This is a genomic window from Corallococcus sp. CA041A, assembly GCF_003612075.1.
In the GTDB taxonomy this organism is placed as follows: domain Bacteria; phylum Myxococcota; class Myxococcia; order Myxococcales; family Myxococcaceae; genus Corallococcus; species Corallococcus exiguus.
Window position 1 is genome coordinate 1 of record NZ_RAWF01000224.1, and the last position, 16,584, is coordinate 16,584.

The 16,584-nt window shown below is 70.2% G+C and carries 14 protein-coding genes and 1 pseudogene; 8 read left to right on the forward strand and 7 right to left on the reverse strand.

All coding sequences use genetic code 11. The features are described 5' to 3' along the window. The 4 genes and pseudogenes from D7V77_RS31365 to D7V77_RS31380 all read left to right on the forward strand — a co-directional run. Positions 1 to 1,785, forward strand: a pseudogene (locus D7V77_RS31365) (FrgA protein); the annotation flags it as partial. A 16-nt stretch (positions 1,786 to 1,801) separates the two neighbouring features. Beyond that, complete coding sequence (locus D7V77_RS31370) at positions 1,802 to 3,343, forward strand: ATP-binding protein (RefSeq protein ID WP_120579964.1); 1,542 nt, start codon at positions 1,802 to 1,804, stop codon at positions 3,341 to 3,343. Further along, positions 3,340 to 4,731, forward strand: a complete 1,392-nt coding sequence (locus tag D7V77_RS31375) for a sigma-54 dependent transcriptional regulator (RefSeq protein ID WP_120579965.1) — start codon at positions 3,340 to 3,342, stop codon at positions 4,729 to 4,731. The genes D7V77_RS31370 and D7V77_RS31375 overlap by 4 nt, the downstream gene beginning before the upstream one ends. 181 nt (positions 4,732 to 4,912) lie before the next feature. Further along, positions 4,913 to 6,250: an FAD-binding oxidoreductase gene (locus D7V77_RS31380; protein ID WP_120579966.1), complete on the forward strand. Its 1,338-nt coding sequence runs from the start codon at positions 4,913 to 4,915 to the stop codon at positions 6,248 to 6,250. Between the two features lie 3 nt (positions 6,251 to 6,253). Here D7V77_RS31380 and D7V77_RS31385 read toward each other — a convergent pair whose 3' ends face one another. The 3 genes from D7V77_RS31385 to D7V77_RS31395 all read right to left on the reverse strand — a co-directional run bounded on the left by D7V77_RS31385 (position 6,254) and on the right by D7V77_RS31395 (position 9,574). Further along, entirely contained in the window at positions 6,254 to 7,636 is a 1,383-nt protein-coding gene (locus tag D7V77_RS31385; protein ID WP_120579967.1) for a wax ester/triacylglycerol synthase family O-acyltransferase, read from the reverse strand. Positions 7,637 to 7,680: 44 nt separating this feature from the next. Continuing rightward, entirely contained in the window at positions 7,681 to 8,484 is an 804-nt protein-coding gene (locus D7V77_RS31390; RefSeq protein WP_120579968.1) for a hypothetical protein, read from the reverse strand. A 94-nt stretch (positions 8,485 to 8,578) separates the two neighbouring features. Beyond that, positions 8,579 to 9,574 (reverse strand): class I SAM-dependent methyltransferase, encoded by a 996-nt coding sequence (locus tag D7V77_RS31395; protein WP_120579969.1) that lies wholly within the window; start codon positions 9,572 to 9,574, stop codon positions 8,579 to 8,581. Between the two features lie 455 nt (positions 9,575 to 10,029). Here D7V77_RS31395 and D7V77_RS43920 point away from each other — a divergent pair, with 455 nt between their 5' ends. The 4 genes from D7V77_RS43920 (at position 10,030) to D7V77_RS31415 (ending at position 13,593) form a co-directional block, all read left to right on the forward strand. Then, positions 10,030 to 10,422 carry a hypothetical protein gene (locus tag D7V77_RS43920; protein ID WP_158624523.1) on the forward strand — a complete coding sequence of 131 codons (393 nt, stop codon included), beginning with the start codon at positions 10,030 to 10,032 and terminating at the stop codon, positions 10,420 to 10,422. Between the two features lie 89 nt (positions 10,423 to 10,511). Beyond that, positions 10,512 to 11,891 carry a hypothetical protein gene (locus D7V77_RS31405; RefSeq protein WP_120579970.1) on the forward strand — a complete coding sequence of 460 codons (1,380 nt, stop codon included), beginning with the start codon at positions 10,512 to 10,514 and terminating at the stop codon, positions 11,889 to 11,891. Between the two features lie 9 nt (positions 11,892 to 11,900). Next, a complete protein-coding gene (locus D7V77_RS31410) occupies positions 11,901 to 12,848 on the forward strand; it encodes a DUF6310 domain-containing protein (RefSeq protein WP_120579971.1) in 948 nt (315 codons plus the stop codon). Further along, complete coding sequence (locus D7V77_RS31415; protein ID WP_120579972.1) at positions 12,829 to 13,593, forward strand: DUF5953 family protein; 765 nt, start codon at positions 12,829 to 12,831, stop codon at positions 13,591 to 13,593. The genes D7V77_RS31410 and D7V77_RS31415 overlap by 20 nt, the downstream gene beginning before the upstream one ends. A gap of 6 nt (positions 13,594 to 13,599) precedes the next feature. Here D7V77_RS31415 and D7V77_RS31420 read toward each other — a convergent pair whose 3' ends face one another. The 4 genes from D7V77_RS31420 to D7V77_RS31435 all read right to left on the reverse strand — a co-directional run. Continuing rightward, positions 13,600 to 14,067 carry a hypothetical protein gene (locus tag D7V77_RS31420; RefSeq protein ID WP_120579973.1) on the reverse strand — a complete coding sequence of 156 codons (468 nt, stop codon included), beginning with the start codon at positions 14,065 to 14,067 and terminating at the stop codon, positions 13,600 to 13,602. Between the two features lie 75 nt (positions 14,068 to 14,142). After that, positions 14,143 to 14,631 carry a serine/threonine protein kinase gene (locus tag D7V77_RS31425; RefSeq protein WP_120579974.1) on the reverse strand — a complete coding sequence of 163 codons (489 nt, stop codon included), beginning with the start codon at positions 14,629 to 14,631 and terminating at the stop codon, positions 14,143 to 14,145. A 13-nt stretch (positions 14,632 to 14,644) separates the two neighbouring features. Beyond that, positions 14,645 to 15,577, reverse strand: a complete 933-nt coding sequence (locus tag D7V77_RS31430; protein ID WP_233597357.1) for a DUF2381 family protein — start codon at positions 15,575 to 15,577, stop codon at positions 14,645 to 14,647. A gap of 40 nt (positions 15,578 to 15,617) precedes the next feature. Beyond that, the coding region (locus D7V77_RS31435) for a site-2 protease family protein (protein WP_147452216.1) at positions 15,618 to 16,584 on the reverse strand (967 nt) is incomplete at its 5' end.

Consider the following 16,584-nt stretch of genomic DNA (forward strand, 5'->3'; position numbering starts at 1 on the left):
GCGCAGCCCCCGGGAGCCCGTCCCGCGGTGTGGCCGCCCTCGGCCGAGCAGCAGGCCCGCGCGGCCCAGACCGCCACGCCGACCCAGCCGCCAGTTCCCCCGGCGCCGCCCCGGGGCGAGCCGTCGTTCATCATCTTCAGCAACCCCGCGTCCACGCAGGGCGCGACCCGTCCTCGCGCGACGGAGCCCGCCCCCGTTCCGGGTGCCTCCAGCGCGCCGGATGCCGCCGTACCGGAATGGACGCTGCCCCAGGCCCGCTCCGCGCTGCGCGAGTCGACGCGAGACCTGGACCGCCTGCTGGACGTGGCGCTGCGCTTCGGCCGCCGCACGTTCGACTACGTGGCCGCCTTCGCCGTCGTGCGCGGCGCCGCGGGTGGCTGGGACGCGCGCGGTGAGGGCCTGGACGCGAACGCCCTCTCCCTGGTCTCCATCCCCCTGGACGCGAGCAGCGTCTTCCGCACCGTCGCCGTCACGCGCGGCAGCTACGCGGGCCCGCTGCCTCCGGACGCGCTCACGCGGCACTACCTGGAGCTCTTCGGCCGCCAGGCCCCGCGCACCGTCTTCCTGTACCCGGTGGAGGTGAAGGGCCGCCTCGTGGCCATCCTCTACGGCGACTGCGGCCAGAAGCCGATGAGCCAGCGCCGGCTGAGCGACTACATCCTGTTCTGCCAGGACCTGCCGGCCGCCTTCCAGGAGCTCATCCTCTTCCGCAAGCAGCGCGTGTCCGAGCTGCGCGCGCCGGAAGAAGACATCTCCATCGACGTGGACGTGCCCGGCTTCCCGGCCCCGGTGCAGCCCGCTCCCGCACCCGCCGTGGTCGCGGGGCTCGGGTGGAACCCCGTCTTCGGCCGTGGAGGCGTGGCCAACCTGGGCCGCGCCGCCGCCCTGCCTCCGCGCGTGCTGTCGCCGGAAGAGCGCCCGCCCCCGGACTTCACGCCGCTCCTGCGCCGGCTCACCGGCCCGGACGCGTCCCAGCGCTCCAGCGCCATCGCGGAGCTGGCGCGTTCACCTGAAGCCAGCGCCCGGGTGCTCGCGCAGCACTTCCCCGGCCCCACCGCCTGGAGCCGCCTGCCCGTGGTGGAGCTGCCGGAAGCGGACGAGCTGGGCCCCATCCCCGCGGCCCTGTCGCGCCTGGGCCGTCCCGCGGCCCTCGCGCTGGCGCCGCTGTTGGACTCGAACGACGCGGACACGCGCTACCTGGCGCTGCTCACCGCGGGCAACCTGCCCTACGCGGAGCTGGTGGACGGCGTGCTGCGCGGCCTGTTCGACATGGAGCCGGACATCTCCAGCGCCGCGCGAGTCGCCGCCGCCGCGCTCAAGCACCTGCCGCGCCTGGACGCGTCCCTGCGCGACCTGCGCCAGGAGCTGGCCAGCCGGGACGCCCTGCGCCGCTCGCTGGCGGCCCGTGCCCTGGGCACGCTGCACGACCGCGACGCCATCGAGGGCCTCATCAACCTCACCGGCAGCGACGACGCGATGTGCGCGCAGGCCGCCGCGGAGGCCCTGCGCGAAGTCACCCGCGCCACGCTGGGTCTCCAGCCGCGCCAGTGGTCGGCGTGGTGGGCGGAGAACCGCAGCCGCCGCCGCGCGGACTGGCTGGTGGCCGCTCTCCGTCACCGCGAGCTGGACGTGCGGCTCGCCGCCATCGAGGAACTGAGCCGCGCCCTGCACGACACGCTGGGCTACTACGCGGACACTCCCGACGCGGAGCGCGAGTCCGCGGTGCGGCGCTGGGAGTCGGCGGCGGTCGACCCCGCCAACGCCCGCCGGTTGGGCATGCTCTGAGCCACGGAGGCGCGCGATGACGGGCGCCATGTGGGTCAGCCTGCTGGCGTGCGCGGGGCAGCTCGCGCTCGCCGGCATCGCGCTCGCCCGCGTGGGACGAAGCCCCCTCGCGCTGCCGCTGTCTCTCTTGTCCATCGCGCTGTCGACCTGGAACTTCTCCGCCTTCGGGCTGGCGCGTTCGGGGGACACCGGCTGGCGGCTGATGGGCTTCGCCGCGGCGCTGATGACGCTGCCGTGCGCGTTGCACTTCATCCTCGCGTTCGTGGGCCGCCGCCGCCGCTCCGCCCGGGTCCTGTACGGCACCTACGCGGTGATGGGCGCGCTCGCGCTGACGATGATCATCGCCATGGGCGTGCCCGCGCTGCAGGAGCGCATCTACACCTTCCGCTTCGGGCTCGCGGTCGCCTTGGGCGTCATCCCCATCCTCACCACGGGCTTCGTGCTGCTCACGCGCCACCTGCGCCACACAAGCTCGGAGAACTCGCAGGACGAACGGGCGCGAGCGGGGTTGATGCTGCTGGGGCTCACGCTGCTCGTCGCGCTGCTGCTCACGGACCTGGCGGCGGACATGGCCCTGCCCGTGCCGAAGCTGGGCAACGTGGGCACGCTGCTGGGCCTGCCGGTGATGGCCACCGCGTCCCTGCGCTTCCAGCTCTTCGGCAAGGACGCGCGCGCCACGAACGCGGCGATGCACGCGGTCGTGCTCGCGCTGGTGGGCGTGCTCGCCTACCTGGTGCTCTTCCGCGCCTTCGCCGCCGAGTCGGGAGCGCTGGTCGTGGGCACCACCGCCATCACCCTCGCGCTGCTCGCGGCGGCGCGGCGGGGCGTCACCGCCTTCGTCACCCAGCGCGAGCGACTGGAGCAACTGGCCACGCTGGGACGCTTCTCCGCGCAGATGGCGCACGACCTGAAGAACCCCATCGCCGCGCTCAAGGGCGCCGCGCAGTACCTGAAAGAGGAGCACGCGCGCGGCCACTCCTGGGACGCGCACGGTGACTTCCTGGACCTGCTGCTGGAACAGGTGGAGCGCCTGGACCGCGTGGCGGGCACCTACCAGCGCCTCGCGCGAGTCGAACCGCTGCGCCGGCCGCTGGACTTGAACCGGCTGGTGGAGGGCGTGCTGTCACTCCAGGCCTTCGCGACGCCAGGAGCGGTGGAGCTGAAGAAGGAGCTCGCGCCCGGCCTGCCCGAGTGCGCGGGAGACGAGGACCTGCTCGCCAACGCGCTGGAGAACCTGGTGCGCAACGCCTACGAGGCCATGCCCGAGGGCGGCACCCTCACCGTGCGCACGCAGCGGGACGGCGGCGCGGTGGTGGTGGAGGTGCAGGACACCGGCAGCGGCATGGACGCGCGCACGCGAGAGCGGGCCTTCGACGACTTCTTCACCACCAAGGCGACGGGCAGCGGACTGGGGCTGGCCTTCGTGCGGCGCGTGGCGGAGGCGCACGGAGGCACTGCGTCCCTGACGAGCGGCGAGGGGCATGGCACCATCCTCCGCCTGCGCCTGCCGGCGGCCCCCGTTTCCCAGGCCCCGGCATCCGAGGGAGAAGCCGCGTGAGCGAAGCACTGAAGGGCCACGTCCTGGTGGTCGACGATGATCCCGCGCTGCTCAAGGTACTGGGCGCGCTGCTCACCCAGGCGGGCCTCACTCCGCATCCAGCCTCGAACGCGAAGGACGCCCTGGCCCTGCTCGCGCGCCGCCCCATCGACGTGGTGCTGAGCGACGTGCGCATGCCGGGCATGAGCGGCATGGAGCTGCTCGCGGAGGTGGGACGCGGCTGGCCGGACGTGCCCGTGCTGCTGATGACCGCGCACGGCACGGTGCCGCTCGCGGTGGAGGCGATGAAGGCGGGCGCGGCGGACTTCGTGCTCAAGCCCTTCGACCGCGAGGAACTCCTCTTCACGCTGAAGAAGGCCCTGCTCCACGCGAGCCAGGACCCGGAGCCCACGCGAGGCACCGGCAAGGCGCCGGACGGACTCGACAGCCTGCTCATGGGCGCGAGCCGCGCGATGAAGGACGTGAAGGCCCTGCTGGTGAAGGCCGCCCAGGGCACCGCCACGGTGCTGCTCCGGGGCGAGTCCGGCACGGGCAAGGAGCTGGCCGCGCGAGCCCTGCACGAAAACAGTCCCCGGCGCGCGGGCCCGTTCGTGAAGCTGCACTGCGCGGCGCTCCCGGACACGCTCTTGGAGAGCGAGCTGTTCGGCTACGAGAAGGGCGCCTTCACTGGCGCGGCGACGCGCAAGCCCGGACGCGTGGAGCTGGCGCACGGCGGCACGCTGTTCCTCGACGAGATTGGCGACGTGTCCCCCGCCGTGCAGGTGAAGCTCCTGCGCGTGCTCCAGGAGCGCGAGTTCGAACGGCTGGGCGGAACGCAGACAGTGAAGATCGACGTGCGCTTCGTCGCGGCCACGCACCAGTCGCTGGAGGACGGCGTGCGCCGGGGCACCTTCCGCGAGGACCTCTTCTACCGGCTCAACGTGGTGCCCCTCTGGTTGCCCACGCTGCGCGAGCGGCCGGAGGACATCGCGGCCCTCGCCCGCCACTTCCTGGACGTGCACGCCAAGAGCAACGGGCGGCCTCCGTTCACCCTGAGCGAGGACGGCCTGCGCGCGCTCCAGGCCCAGCCGTGGCCCGGCAACGTGCGCCAGTTGCAGAACTTCCTGGAGCGGCTGGTGGTGCTCTCCGACGGGCCCATGCTGACCGGCGAGGACGTGGCGCGTGAACTCTCCCGCCAGCCGGGACTCGCGCCACCGCCTGTCGCCGCGGCGCTGCCTCCTTCGCCGTCCGACTCCGTCACGCTGGAGTCACGTCGCAAGGACGTGGAGAAGGAAGCGCTGGTGGATGCGCTGAAGCGCTCGGGTGACAACCGCACGCTGGCTGCCCGGCTGCTCGGGGTGAGCCGGCGCACGCTCTACAACAAGCTGGAGGAGCACGGCCTGCTGTAGGGGTGCCGGGAGGCCGACCTGCCGTAACCCGGTTCGTGTTGTCACCGAATGCTTCCGTGTACGGACCTGACTTCCAGGTTTATGCTGCTTCGCGCTCGAACTCCCTGGACGCGGCACCGCAGCGCACCCGAGTCCCCCTCCCGGCCCGCAAGGGCTGGCTGACACGAAGGAGCAACGCCCCATGACCCAGTCCCTCGCCGCCCGCGTGAGCGGTCCCGTCTACACCCCCAACGACGCGGGCTATGCCCCGGAGGGCGCCGGCTTCAACGTCCTCGTCACGCACTCGCCGCAGTACGTGGTGGCGGTGAAGTCCACGAAGGACGTGGCGGAGGCCATCCGCTTCGCCCGGGAGAACCAGCTGCCCGTCTCAGTGCAGGCCACGGGGCACGGCACGTACGCGCCCGTCACCTCTGGCGTGCTCCTCTCCACGAAGGCGCTGAACCACGTGAGCATCGACCCCGCGACGCGCATCGCCACCATTGGCGCGGGCGCGCGCTGGGAGCCGGTCATCGAGGAGGCGGCGAAGCACGGCCTGACGCCCATCGCCGGCTCGTCCACGAACGTGGGCGTGGTGGGCTACCTGCTGGGCGGCGGCCTGGGGCCGCTGGTGCGCAGCCACGGCGTCAGCTCCGACTACGTGGTGGGCTACACGCTCGTCACCTCTGACGGCGAGACGGTGGAGGCGAGCGCCGAGCATCACCCGGACCTGTTCTGGGCCCTGCGCGGCGGCAAGGGCGGCTTCGGCATCGTGACGGAGGTGAAGCTCCAGCTGGTGGAGATGCGCTCGCTCTACGCGGGCAGCCTCTTCTTCGCGGAGGAGCACATCGAGGCCGTGCTGCGCGGCTGGGTGAAGTGGACGGCGGAGGCGGACGCGCGCGTGTCCACGAGCATCGCCGTGATGCGCTTCCCGCCGTTCGACTTCATCCCGCCCCCGCTGCAGGGGCGCACGGTGCTCAACCTGCGCTTCGCCTTCCCGGGCTCCACGGAAGAGGGCGCGAAGCTGGCGGCGCCCCTGCGCGCGCTGGCGCCCCTCTACCTGGACATGCTGGGCGAGCTGCCCGTGACGCAGATCGCGCGCATCCACAATGATCCGGACAAGCCCAGCCCCGTCTGGACCCACGGAATGATGCTGACCCACGTGGACCAGGACCTGGCGACCACGCTGCTGCGCCACGTGGGCGCTGGCGTGCAGACGCCGTACTTCCTGCTGGAGCTGCGGCACCTGGGCGGCGCCAGCCAGAAGGACGTGGCGGGCGGCTCGGCGGTGGGCGGCCGCGGTGGCAACTTCGTCGTCGGTCTGGTGGGCATGCACCCGCCGCTGTTCGAGACGGTGCTGCCCGGCGCCACCGAGGGCCTGCGCGCGGAGCTGAAGCCGTGGCTGTCGCCGGAGATGACCATCAACTTCATGGGCAAGGTCCGTGACGCGCAGCACTTCGACAGCGCCTGGCCGGACGCCATCCGCGCGAAGCTCAAGGAAGTGCGCGGCAAGTACGACCCGCACAAGCTCTTCGCGAAGTAGCGCTCAGGGGGCCAGCGTCGCCAGCGCGTCCAGTTCCTCCTGGAACGCGGCGACGAGGGCCCCCGGGTCGGGCACGCGTGACGCATCCGAGGCCACGCCCACGGTCACCTGTCCCGAGTAGCTGAAGAGGCTGACCCCCAGGCCCACGTGGCCGGCCTGGGGGACCCAGAACGTGAGTCCCTTGAGTCGGCTGCCCGCGAGCGACACCGGCTGGCGCGGCCCGGGCACGTTGGTGGCGACGAGCGACGCCTTGGTGCCCATCACGTCCACGACGGCGCGCTCCAGCGCCGCGGGCGTGCGGCCCAGAAGCTCCAACACGCCGGACGTCACCACGGCCTCCGGTGAGCGCTTGAGGTGCTCCATCCGCTTCGCCACTTCGCGCAAGCGGCGGCGCGGTTCCGCCAGGTGCACGGGGAGCCGCAGGAACACCACGCCGAAGCGGTTGCCCAGCTCGCGAGGCACCGGCACATCCATGGGCCGCAGGTTCACCGGCACCAGCGCGTGCACGTCCTCCAGTGGAGCGTCCCGCGTGGCCAGATAGCGCCGCAGCGCGCCCGTCACCGCCGTGAGCAGCACGTCGTTCACCGTGCCGCCCAGGGTCCGGCCCACGGCCTTCACCCGCTCCAACTCAATGGGCTCCGACCACGCGGCGACCTTCCGGGGACCCAGCGGTCCGCGCAAGGGAGAGCGTGGATCCGGAGGCAGCACCAGCAGCTTCCCCAATGCCGCCGCGCCCTTCGCGCCTTCGCGAACAAGGTCGCCCGCGAGGATGGGCTCACGCACCATTTCCGCGCCCTTGCGCAGCGCGGAGCGGGCGCCCCGGGCGAAACGCAGCCAGCCAGGAGCGCCTGGCCGCCGCTCCGGTTCGGAAGGCGTGACCGCTTCCTGGCTTTCATCCCAGGTTTCCGGCACGGCGACCGCGTCCACCGGATCCGTGAGGGACAGCAACACCCGCGCGAGCGCGATGCCATCCGCGATGCAGTGGTGCAGCCGCGCGAGCAGCACATCCCCGCCCGGCGCACCGCGCACCAGGTGGAAGTGCCACAGCGGACGGGAGCGCTCCAGAGGCACACCCAGCCAGTCCCCGACGAGCGCCTCCAGCCCCGCGCGTCCCGCCGACTCCGGCACGCGCAGCGTGGACAGGTGCTCCTCCAGCTCGAAGTCCGGCGCGTCCTCCCAGTGCGGCGCGCCCAGCGGCCCGGGCACAACCCGCTGACGGAAGCGCGGGTAGCGCTCCACCAGCCGCTCGCGCACCACCGCGCGCAGGCGCTCCAGGTCCACGGCGCCGTCGAACCACAGCACCGCGGTGATCATCATCAGGTTCGCGGGCTCCTCCATCTGGAGCCACGCCGCGTCCATGCTCGCCATCCGCTCGCGGCCTGCCATGGCGTCCTTCTCACCCGTGCACCCCGGTGGGGGCAAGGTCCTCCTCAAGGCTTGGGGTGCGGCTCCGGCGCTTCCTGCTTCTCCCGTTCGAACTGGAACGTCTGCCGGGTGGCGCCCGGCACCGTGAGCACGAGCGAGTCCTTCTCTTCAATGGCGTACGTGAAGTCCCCGCCCTTGAACTTCCCCTTGGACAAGGGCACCACGCGCTCCTTGCCGCACACCGGGCCCACCGCCTGACCGTCCTGCGTGCGCAGCGACAGGTGCTTCTTGTCCTTCACCTCCAGCCGGCCCCACGCGCGAACATCCAGCGTGCTGCCGCGCCCGAGCGTCGCGTCATCCAGCTTCGTCCGCATCACGAAGCATCCGCTCGGCGTGATCTGCAACGCCCGCGCGTAGTCGGACCGGGGCTGCACGTCGATGCGCTCCTCCTTTCCCTGGTCCGTGTCCGGGATGCTCGCCGCGGACAGCACCCACGTGCCCACCAGCGCTTCGGGGACGGCCGTGCCCTTGGGCGCCTTGTCGCCTTCGCACGGGTTCGTCGCCAGCTTCTCCGGGCTCCTGGGCGCGGGCTCGAAGGACTTCTCGCAGGTGAGGCCGCACGACTTCGCCGCGCACGCCGTGTCATCCGGCGCGCAGGCCGCCTTGCTGGTGCAGGTCTTCAGGCGCTTGAGCGCGTCCTCGCAGCCCTCGCGCAGGCACTTGTCGACGCACTCCGCGTCGATGCACTCCGCGACACAGACCCAGTTGGTGCGGCCACACACGCCCGCGACGGTCCGAGGGGCCTGGGCCGCCGCGGGCAGCGCGGCGGCGGAGACGAGAAGCAGGACGAGGAGTCGGAACGGTCGCATGCGCCATGCAAGCTAGGCAGTGCGCCCACCTCCGGCGACACCCGGAGACAGGCAGGCTGTCCACCGGGCATCACTCCGGGCTCTGGCACTGCCGTCAGGTGAACTGCCACCGCCAGGTGCGCGGGTCGGACGGATTGGGCAACTCCAGCTCGAAGTCCAGCGTGTCGTAGCGGTTGAACTCGCGAGGCTCCACGCGCAGGAGCGTCATCGCCGTGGTGTTGCGCTCGCGCATGGGCGACACGTCGAAGGCCAGCTCCGCGTCGAAGGCGACCTTGTAGAAGAGGCAGAAGCCGTCCACCCGCCCGTCCTCCTCCACCGGCCGCTGGATGCGCACGCGCGAGGGCAGCCCCTCCGCGCGCATCGTCTCCAGGTCGAACCCGAACGCGGGCTCCGGCTCACACAGCAGGTGGTCCACCTCGTAGGAGCGCACCAGCCGCGTGAAGTACGACGGGCTCATCGCCTCGCGCAGCGACTGGAGGCAGCGGAAGTCCACGTGGGGCAGGTGCTGCGTCCAGATGAACGGGACACATGCCTCCTCGCGGAGCTGCACGGGCTCCACGTAGACCTCGAAGCGGTTGGGGAGGATGCGGCCGCCGGGCTTGAGCAGGCGCGAGCGCAAGTCCAGCATCCGGGGCACGAGCCCCGCGTCGAGCAGCGCATCTCCCAACAGCTCATGCAGCAGCACGTCCGCCTTCTCCTGCGGCTGGAAGTGCCAGGTGGGCTCGCGCACGAAGGCGATGCGGTCCAGGCCGTTGCGGCGGGCCACCCATTGCGTGGTGTCCAACAGACGCGAGTCATCCACCGCGTACAGCTTGCGCGGGTTCTGGTGAGCGGCGAGGAAGGTGCGCAGGCCGGTGCCGGCCTTCACGTCCACCACCACCTGGTTGGGGCGCACGTAGCGCTCCACCGCGCGGCGCCACATCTCCACGCGTTGAGGATCCGCCAGCACGGAGTCCTGCGGCGCCGGACTGGACAGGGACAGGCTGTTGGGCGCGTGCCGGCGGTGGAGATGGGACACGATCGGCAGGTGGCTGAGACGCGAGCGCAGGTCCATCAATGCCTGACGCGGCAGGTCGAGCAGGTTCGACATGGTGGCTTCCCCCCGGAAGGCCGTGACGGTCCCGACAAAGACGCGGTCGACCACACCGTCCCCCGGAACCGGACTGCGAACGATGCGTGAGAGACGGGCTCCAACCCAATACGTCCCGAGGGCCACTCACTGTCCCCACGTGAACATCCCGCCTCGCACCGGGGTCCGAGAATCCACTCGCACCGCTTCGTGACAATCCCTCAAAGCAGGAAGGCACCGGCCGCCCCGGTGACCTCTCGCCGGCGGGTTGGAGACGGCGCCGGCGAGAGGCTTTCCCACCTGCACGGGAGCGTCCGCGAATGACAGTCCAAGCATCCCTCCGGGCGGGCAAGAAAACAGGTGGAGTGCGTCTTTTCCGGAAAGCCGCTCATTCGCGAGCCCTGCTCGTGGACGGGAGGAAGGCTGCCGGTCACGCCCGTGGATGGACCCAGGTCTTGATGGAAGAGGGGGCACGGATGATGCGAGCGATGGAATCGCGGACGCAGGGCGGGCGGGAGCTGGTGGAGAACGTCGAGAGCGCGGCGCACTGGGAGGCGCAGCCGTGGCGTCTTCAGCTCCAGGACACGCGGGCGCGCGAGCACCGGGTAGCGCGGTCCGTGTGGGTGGCGGCGCTGCTGGCGGAGGGCTGCGCGGCGGAGGCGGAGGTGGCGGGGTTCGCGGGGGCGCTGGAGGACCGGGCGTCGCTGAGCATCGCGCAGGTGCTGCGCTTCGTGGACGGCGTGCGGGTGCGCATGGCGCTGGCGTGCACGGACGACGAGGTGTTGCAGCTGGCCTACCTGCGCCGCAGCGCGGAGGAGCTGGCGGAGCGGATGATTGACTGGGCCAACACGGGGCGGCTGCCGGCGTAGGGCCAGCGGGGCGCCGTGCGGACGTTGGTGATGGGCGTCCCGGGTGGGAGTGCCTTGACAGGGGCCGTGGGTCGCTTTCAGGTGGGGGCATGCTCGCCCTCGCACTTGCCGCCACGCTGGCGGCCGCACCCGCGCCTCGCGTCGCCGCCTCCACGGTCACGGTCCTCCACGCCCCGCAGCTGGATCAGCTCCAGGGGTTGAACGCGTTCCTGACGCGGGCCGGGGCGTACTCGCAGCTGCTGAACCCGGAGGCGTGGCGCGGAGAGCTGCACCCCATCCTGCAGCTCGACCTCGGGAAGCCGGAGGTGATGGAGGCGCAGGGCATCGACGTGACGGGGCCGCTGACGGTGTCCATGCGGCAGGACGGCCGCATCGCGTGCACGCGGGTGAAGGACACGAAGGTGTTCCAGGAAGCAACGGCGAACGTGCTCGCGCGCAACGGCGACGTGAAGGCGGGCACGGTGAAGGGCGTGACGACGCTCCGCGCGCCGAGCGCCTCGGGTGGCTTCGGCGGCTACGTCATCAAGGGCCAGGAGGCCTGCGCCTTCCTGAGCACGGATTCGGACGACGCGCTCCGCAAGGAGGCCGCGAAGCTGGTGGCGCTCAAGGCGGCGGCCGCGGACGCGCGCATGGCCACGGTGCCGGGGGTGCTGTACCTGTCCACGAAGGACGGCGTGTTGGCGTTGGACGGCACGGCGACGGGGCTGAAGGTGGAGGGCACGACGACGAAGCTGCCGCTGCCGCCCTTCCAGGCCAAGGGCACGAGCCCCTACGGCGCCATGTCCCCCGCGGGCCTGCTCTTCGCCAGGGCACAGGTGGCGCCGACAGGCGTGGCGCAGGCGGTCGATTCAGTGGGGGCCGCGGTGCAGTCGGTGTGTCCCGCGTGTCCGGCGGCGGACGTGAAGGCGGTGACGGACGCGCTGGCGAAGCAGATGACGGGGCAGGTGTTGTTCGGCGTGGACTCGGTGGTGGTGCGCGGTTCACTGCGCAAGCCGGAGGTGCGCTTCTTCGCGGCGAAGCAGGCGTTGGCGGCGGAGGTGACGGACGCGGCGGCGGTGAAGGCGGCGCTGGCCCCGCTGGCGAAGTTCCCGGGCGCCAGGACGCTGGAGGACGGCTACGCGATGGAGGCCAAGGGCGGCAGCGTCTACGTGCGGCTCAAGGGCAAGCAGCTGGTGTTCGGCAATGACTCCACGGTGACGCAGACGATGCTCGCGTCGCTGCCGGAGAAGGGCGGCCCGCTGAAGCGCGCGGTGGAGTTCACGCTGGATCCGAAGAAGCTGGCGCGGGGCCTGTCGCAGGTGTCGCTGATGGACGTGATGGGCGACGAGCGCCTGGCCGCGTTCTTCGGAGCGAGCACGGAGCTGGGCCCCCTGCTCGCGAAGAGCGACAGCATCACCGGCTGGCTGGACAGTGCGCCCAACGGCGCGCACCGCTTCCAGATGAACTGGTCTTTGCCGGAGAAGAACTGAAGCACGAACATGCGATTCCTCGCCGCCACCGCGCTCCTGCTGTTCCTTTCTGCATGTGCCACATCGACGCCGCAGATGAAGGCGCCAGCGGTTCGTGAGTCACGCTTCACCAATCTCCAGCGAGCAGCAACGTTGCCCTGGAGGGACGAGGGGAAGTGCGTCGTCCGGGAAGCCTCTCAGCCGTGGGACGTGGTGGTGGAGCGGTGCTTTCAGGCGCTCGACTCCAGGAGGATCCGTTTCGAGGACTCCGAGCATCGCTGCCCCGTGGCATCAGCGGACGCGGCCGCCCTGCAAACCATGGTGGGCGTCTGCCTTCTGACCCAACCGGAGATCGTCGTGGGTGCGGTGATCGTCATCGGTGTCGTGGTGGTGGCGGTCGCCATCGCGGAAGAGCTGGAGGCATACGAACTGCGGCATGCCTATCCGGATGAAGATGCGCCCCGGACCCAGCCACTCACGCAACAGTCCGTGGTGGAGCATGGCCCTGACCCCACAGGGCGTTCCTCCGGGCAGGACTGGTTTCCTCCACCCGGGCCCCCCAGTTCCGCGGAGCCACGAGAGCGCCGCCCGGAGTGCATTCCCAAACGGGTACCACCCAAAGGCGGCCATCCCCTTCACAACAGATGTGCGGACGGAATCCCGGGCAACACCTTCCGCGGCGCCAATGCCCTGGTCAACGGCAAGGCCTACGACGGGCTCCAGTCCGCGTTCCGCACGCTCTGGGAGGTGAAGACCGACAATTTCGACACGTACTCAGCCTTCCTGCGAAGGACGGTGCCAGAGAAGCAGTTGATGGAGATGCGGCACGAACGCGACCTCGCTCGTGCGTGTGGATTCGACTTTCGGGTCGGCGTTCGCAGTGCCGCGCATCAAGAGGCGTTGGAGATCGCGGATCCCGATCTCGAGGGAACCATCATCCTCATGGAGTGGTGCAAGGATGACGAAGCAGAGGAATAACCTGGTCATGATGACCTACGCGCCCGCGCTCGTAGGCAATGACAGCCGCCCTCTGGCCGTCGTCCACGGCATGGAGCGAGCCATCCCCGGCCTGCGCCTGGACTGGGCGATTTCCGTCGAAGGAAATCCCTATCCCCTGCCCCAACGGGACGCATGGGTCCTCGGCGGCAGGCCGGATGGCCCCGGGTTCCCTCTGGTCTGCAATGGCCCCAACGAGAGTGAACTCGTCACGGTCTACGGACTGGAGATCTCAGCGGACTCCGGGCCAGGAGGCCAACCGTTGTTCGACGTCCACGCGGAGATGCCGATGAATGCGGGCAACCTCGCGGCGGCAGGGAATCTGCTGGAAGGTATCGCGGAGGGCGCGCGCGCGTTCTGGGGTCACGCGACACCTTTTCCCGCAGGCGTGGAGATCGCGCGTCAGACCAAGAATTGGGCAGCGAATCCAAAGCCTCCGCCTCGCGGACTGCCGGCACTCAAGCTCGCACGGGAAATCCCCTCACCGGAATGTCCCCATCGCCTGGGCTGGCTCAACTACTGGTCGGCCGCGACGGCGCGCCGCATCGGGTTCCCGGACCCGGTGCGCGACACGGAGCTGCTGTCGCGAGCCCGGCGCACCACAACGGGTGGATGGATTGTCCGCCTCACCGAGGAACCGCTCGATCTCGACATCCCCACCCATCTTGAAACGCTCCTGCGAGCCTACGAGCGCTTCCCAGCAATCGGCGGACGCGTGCCCACCTGAGCGCGGCTACTTGCGCACCAACTCCACCTGCATGCCCAACAGCTTGCGGCCCTCGCCCGTGGTGCCGCACATCGCGCCGTCCGTGAGCGGCCCCAGGGGGCGCTCCATACCCTCCACCTTGCACCAGTAGCGCACGGTGTACAGGTGCGCCCCTTCACCGCGCAGCCGGATGCCGAAGGCCTCCAGGCGCCGTGACTCGCCCTGCGTTCCGCACGGCGTGCCCTCGGGCAGCCACCCCGAATCACCGATGTCCTGGAGGTGGCACTGGTACTCCAGCTGCACGGCCTTCATGGGGCGCTTCAGGTGGAACTCGAACTGCTCGATGCGCTTGGGCTGCGTGGGCAGCCACGTGGCCCGGCTGGAGCTCTGGTTGCCGATGTCCTCGCTGTGCACCGTGCCCACCAGGTCCACCGTCTTCGAGGGACCGGCACCCAGCGTCGACGCCAACATCATTCCAACCAGCAGGCTCTTCATGGGGCTTCCTTGTGGGAGACACCCATCCCGACGTGGCCGGAGTGAACCTATTCACCCGGAGCGCGATGCCGTCCGCTACCGGTACGCATCGACGACGTAGGCCGCCGCGGTAGAGCCTTCGAGAATCGCCATCCCAGGCTTCGAGTCCGGACTCTTCCGCATCTGGTCCTGGCTGAGCCGAGCCACGGCACAGATGGGGAACTTCTCGCTGTCCGGTGGATGGGCCTCGTAATACCGGATGACGACCTGCGGTCCGCTCGTCCAGACCTGCCCATACAAACGGGTCGTCGCCTCCAACGTGCCAAAGTCATCCTCAAGGATGCTTTCAATCGGTCCGTCGTAGATCGTGGGACGCCGTGAACCAATCTGGTTCGCGTCCAGTTCGACCAATTGCGCGTCCCCCACACGCAACTTCAAGGCACGCATCGTCCGCTTGGCTTCCTCTGAGCACTCCTGCGGCCCAGGAGTTCCATCGGGGCGCAGCGACACCCCGCTGCTGGTACATCCAGAAGACGCAGCAATCAGTACGAAAGTGCCGAGCAGCAGGGCCTTGGTCATGGACATGGGGGCGACTTTTCTACTGCCGAACGAGTGCATGTTCCATCGCCACGGCGACCTGGAGGAGCCCATCCCCACGGAAGATCTGGAGGGCCAGATCCGCCAACTGACCACCCTCCAGTTCGAAGGAACTCTTGTCCACGACGACCGCGATCCTTCCCGACTGGCCAGGGACGATGACCGACCGTTCCATGCGCAACGCGAACGGGCGAGCCGTGCGGAGGGAGAGGTCACGAGTCACGGAAGCCCCCTCGAGCGTCCACGCCTCCTCGAGCACGGTGTTCCGCAAGGTCACCACGGCGGCTGCCTTGCCGGGTCCCTTGAAGAGTTCGACCACCATGTCCATGTCCTCGTGCCGCAGGCGGAAGACCCGCTTGCGCCGGAACGGCGTCTTCCCCACCTCTCCGTTGGAGAGAAGCGTCGCGTAGGCATGGTCGATGGAGTTCTCCTCCTTCTTGAACCGCTCGTTCTCCTCACGCAGCGCACGCTCTCGGTTGAGCGCGTCATACAGCCCTGAAAGCACCGCGTTGTAGCTGCCAGGGTCCTTGAACACATTGACCTGGTAGTCGATCCACCCCCAGGACTCGCGGAGCTTCGGCCTCACGAGGAAGGTGAACGCTGTCCCATCCGCGAGTGTCACGTGAAGCGGCAGCGCCTCCCCCTCGTCCAGGTCGCGCAGCGGCTCGATCACCACCTTCTTGCTTCCAACGAGCAGCGGTTCGAAGCGCCCCTCCCAGGCCAGGAGCCGTGTCTTCGTGGGCACGATGTCCTGCTCGAAGCGCAGCACGCTCGCCACCTGCGCGGAGACGTAGATGGACGGCGCTTCCTGTCCGGGATGGGCTGGAACCTGGAGCGTCCGGATCCTGAGCTTTTCTTCAAGCTCTCGGGCCAACGCCGGAAACGCCAACAAGCCGAGCAGCAGGCCGCATTTGAGTGACAGCGAAGAGGACATGGCTGCCCCCACTTATCAGGGTGGGTGCCATCCATCCAACCTACGCCGTCCGCTCGCGAGGCCACCCCGTCCGCGATCGGTTCCGCTCTGCCTCCTCTGCCCGCGCCAGCCCCCGCTGGATGTCATTCCAGTCCAACGTCCCCGCGAGCAGCCCGTCCTCGTCCACCACCGCGGCCATGGGCACGCGCGCCTCCGCCATCCTGCGCAGCGCCGCCCACCCGTCCTCGCGCAGGTCCGCCACCACTCCGTCCTCCATCGCGTCGCGCACCACGTAGCTTCCGCGCTGCGCCTCCGGCACCGCCTGCACCGCCGCCCACGTCACCCGCCCCACCGGCCGCCCCGTGCTCGTCACCGGCAACATGCTCACGTGCTCGTGACGCAGCGCCCAGTGCGCGTCCTGCATCGACAGGTCCAGGTCCACGCCCACCATCCGCGGCGTCATCAGCGCCTCCACCTGCACCTTCTCCAGCACTGCCTTCATCCGCACCTGCCGCGACTCCCCTTCCGCCCCCATCAGCACGAAGAACGCCACCACCAGCGTGAACGGGTTCAGCGTCACCAGCCCCCACACGCCGAACAACACCGCGAACAGCCGCCCCAGCCCCGCCGCCACCTTCGTCGCCCGCAGCAATCCCAGCCGGGGCGTCAGCGCCGCGCGCACGATGCGGCCTCCGTCCATGGGGAACGCCGGCAACAGGTTGAAGCCCCCCAGCACCGCGTTGAGCATCGCCAGCGTGAAGAGCGCGAACTGCACCTGGAACATCCCCAGGCCGTGCACCACCCACGTCAGCGCGCCCAGGAACGCCGCCAGCCCCAGGCTCGTCAGCGGGCCCACCAGCGCCATCAACGCCTCGTCCCGGGGACGCTTGGGCACCTCCGCCAGCTCTGACACACCGCCGACAATCATCAGCGTGATGCCGTGCACCTCGCCGCCATGCCGCAGCGCATAGAACGTGTGCGCCATCTCGTGCAGCAGCACCGACACGAACAGCCCCACCGCCACCGCC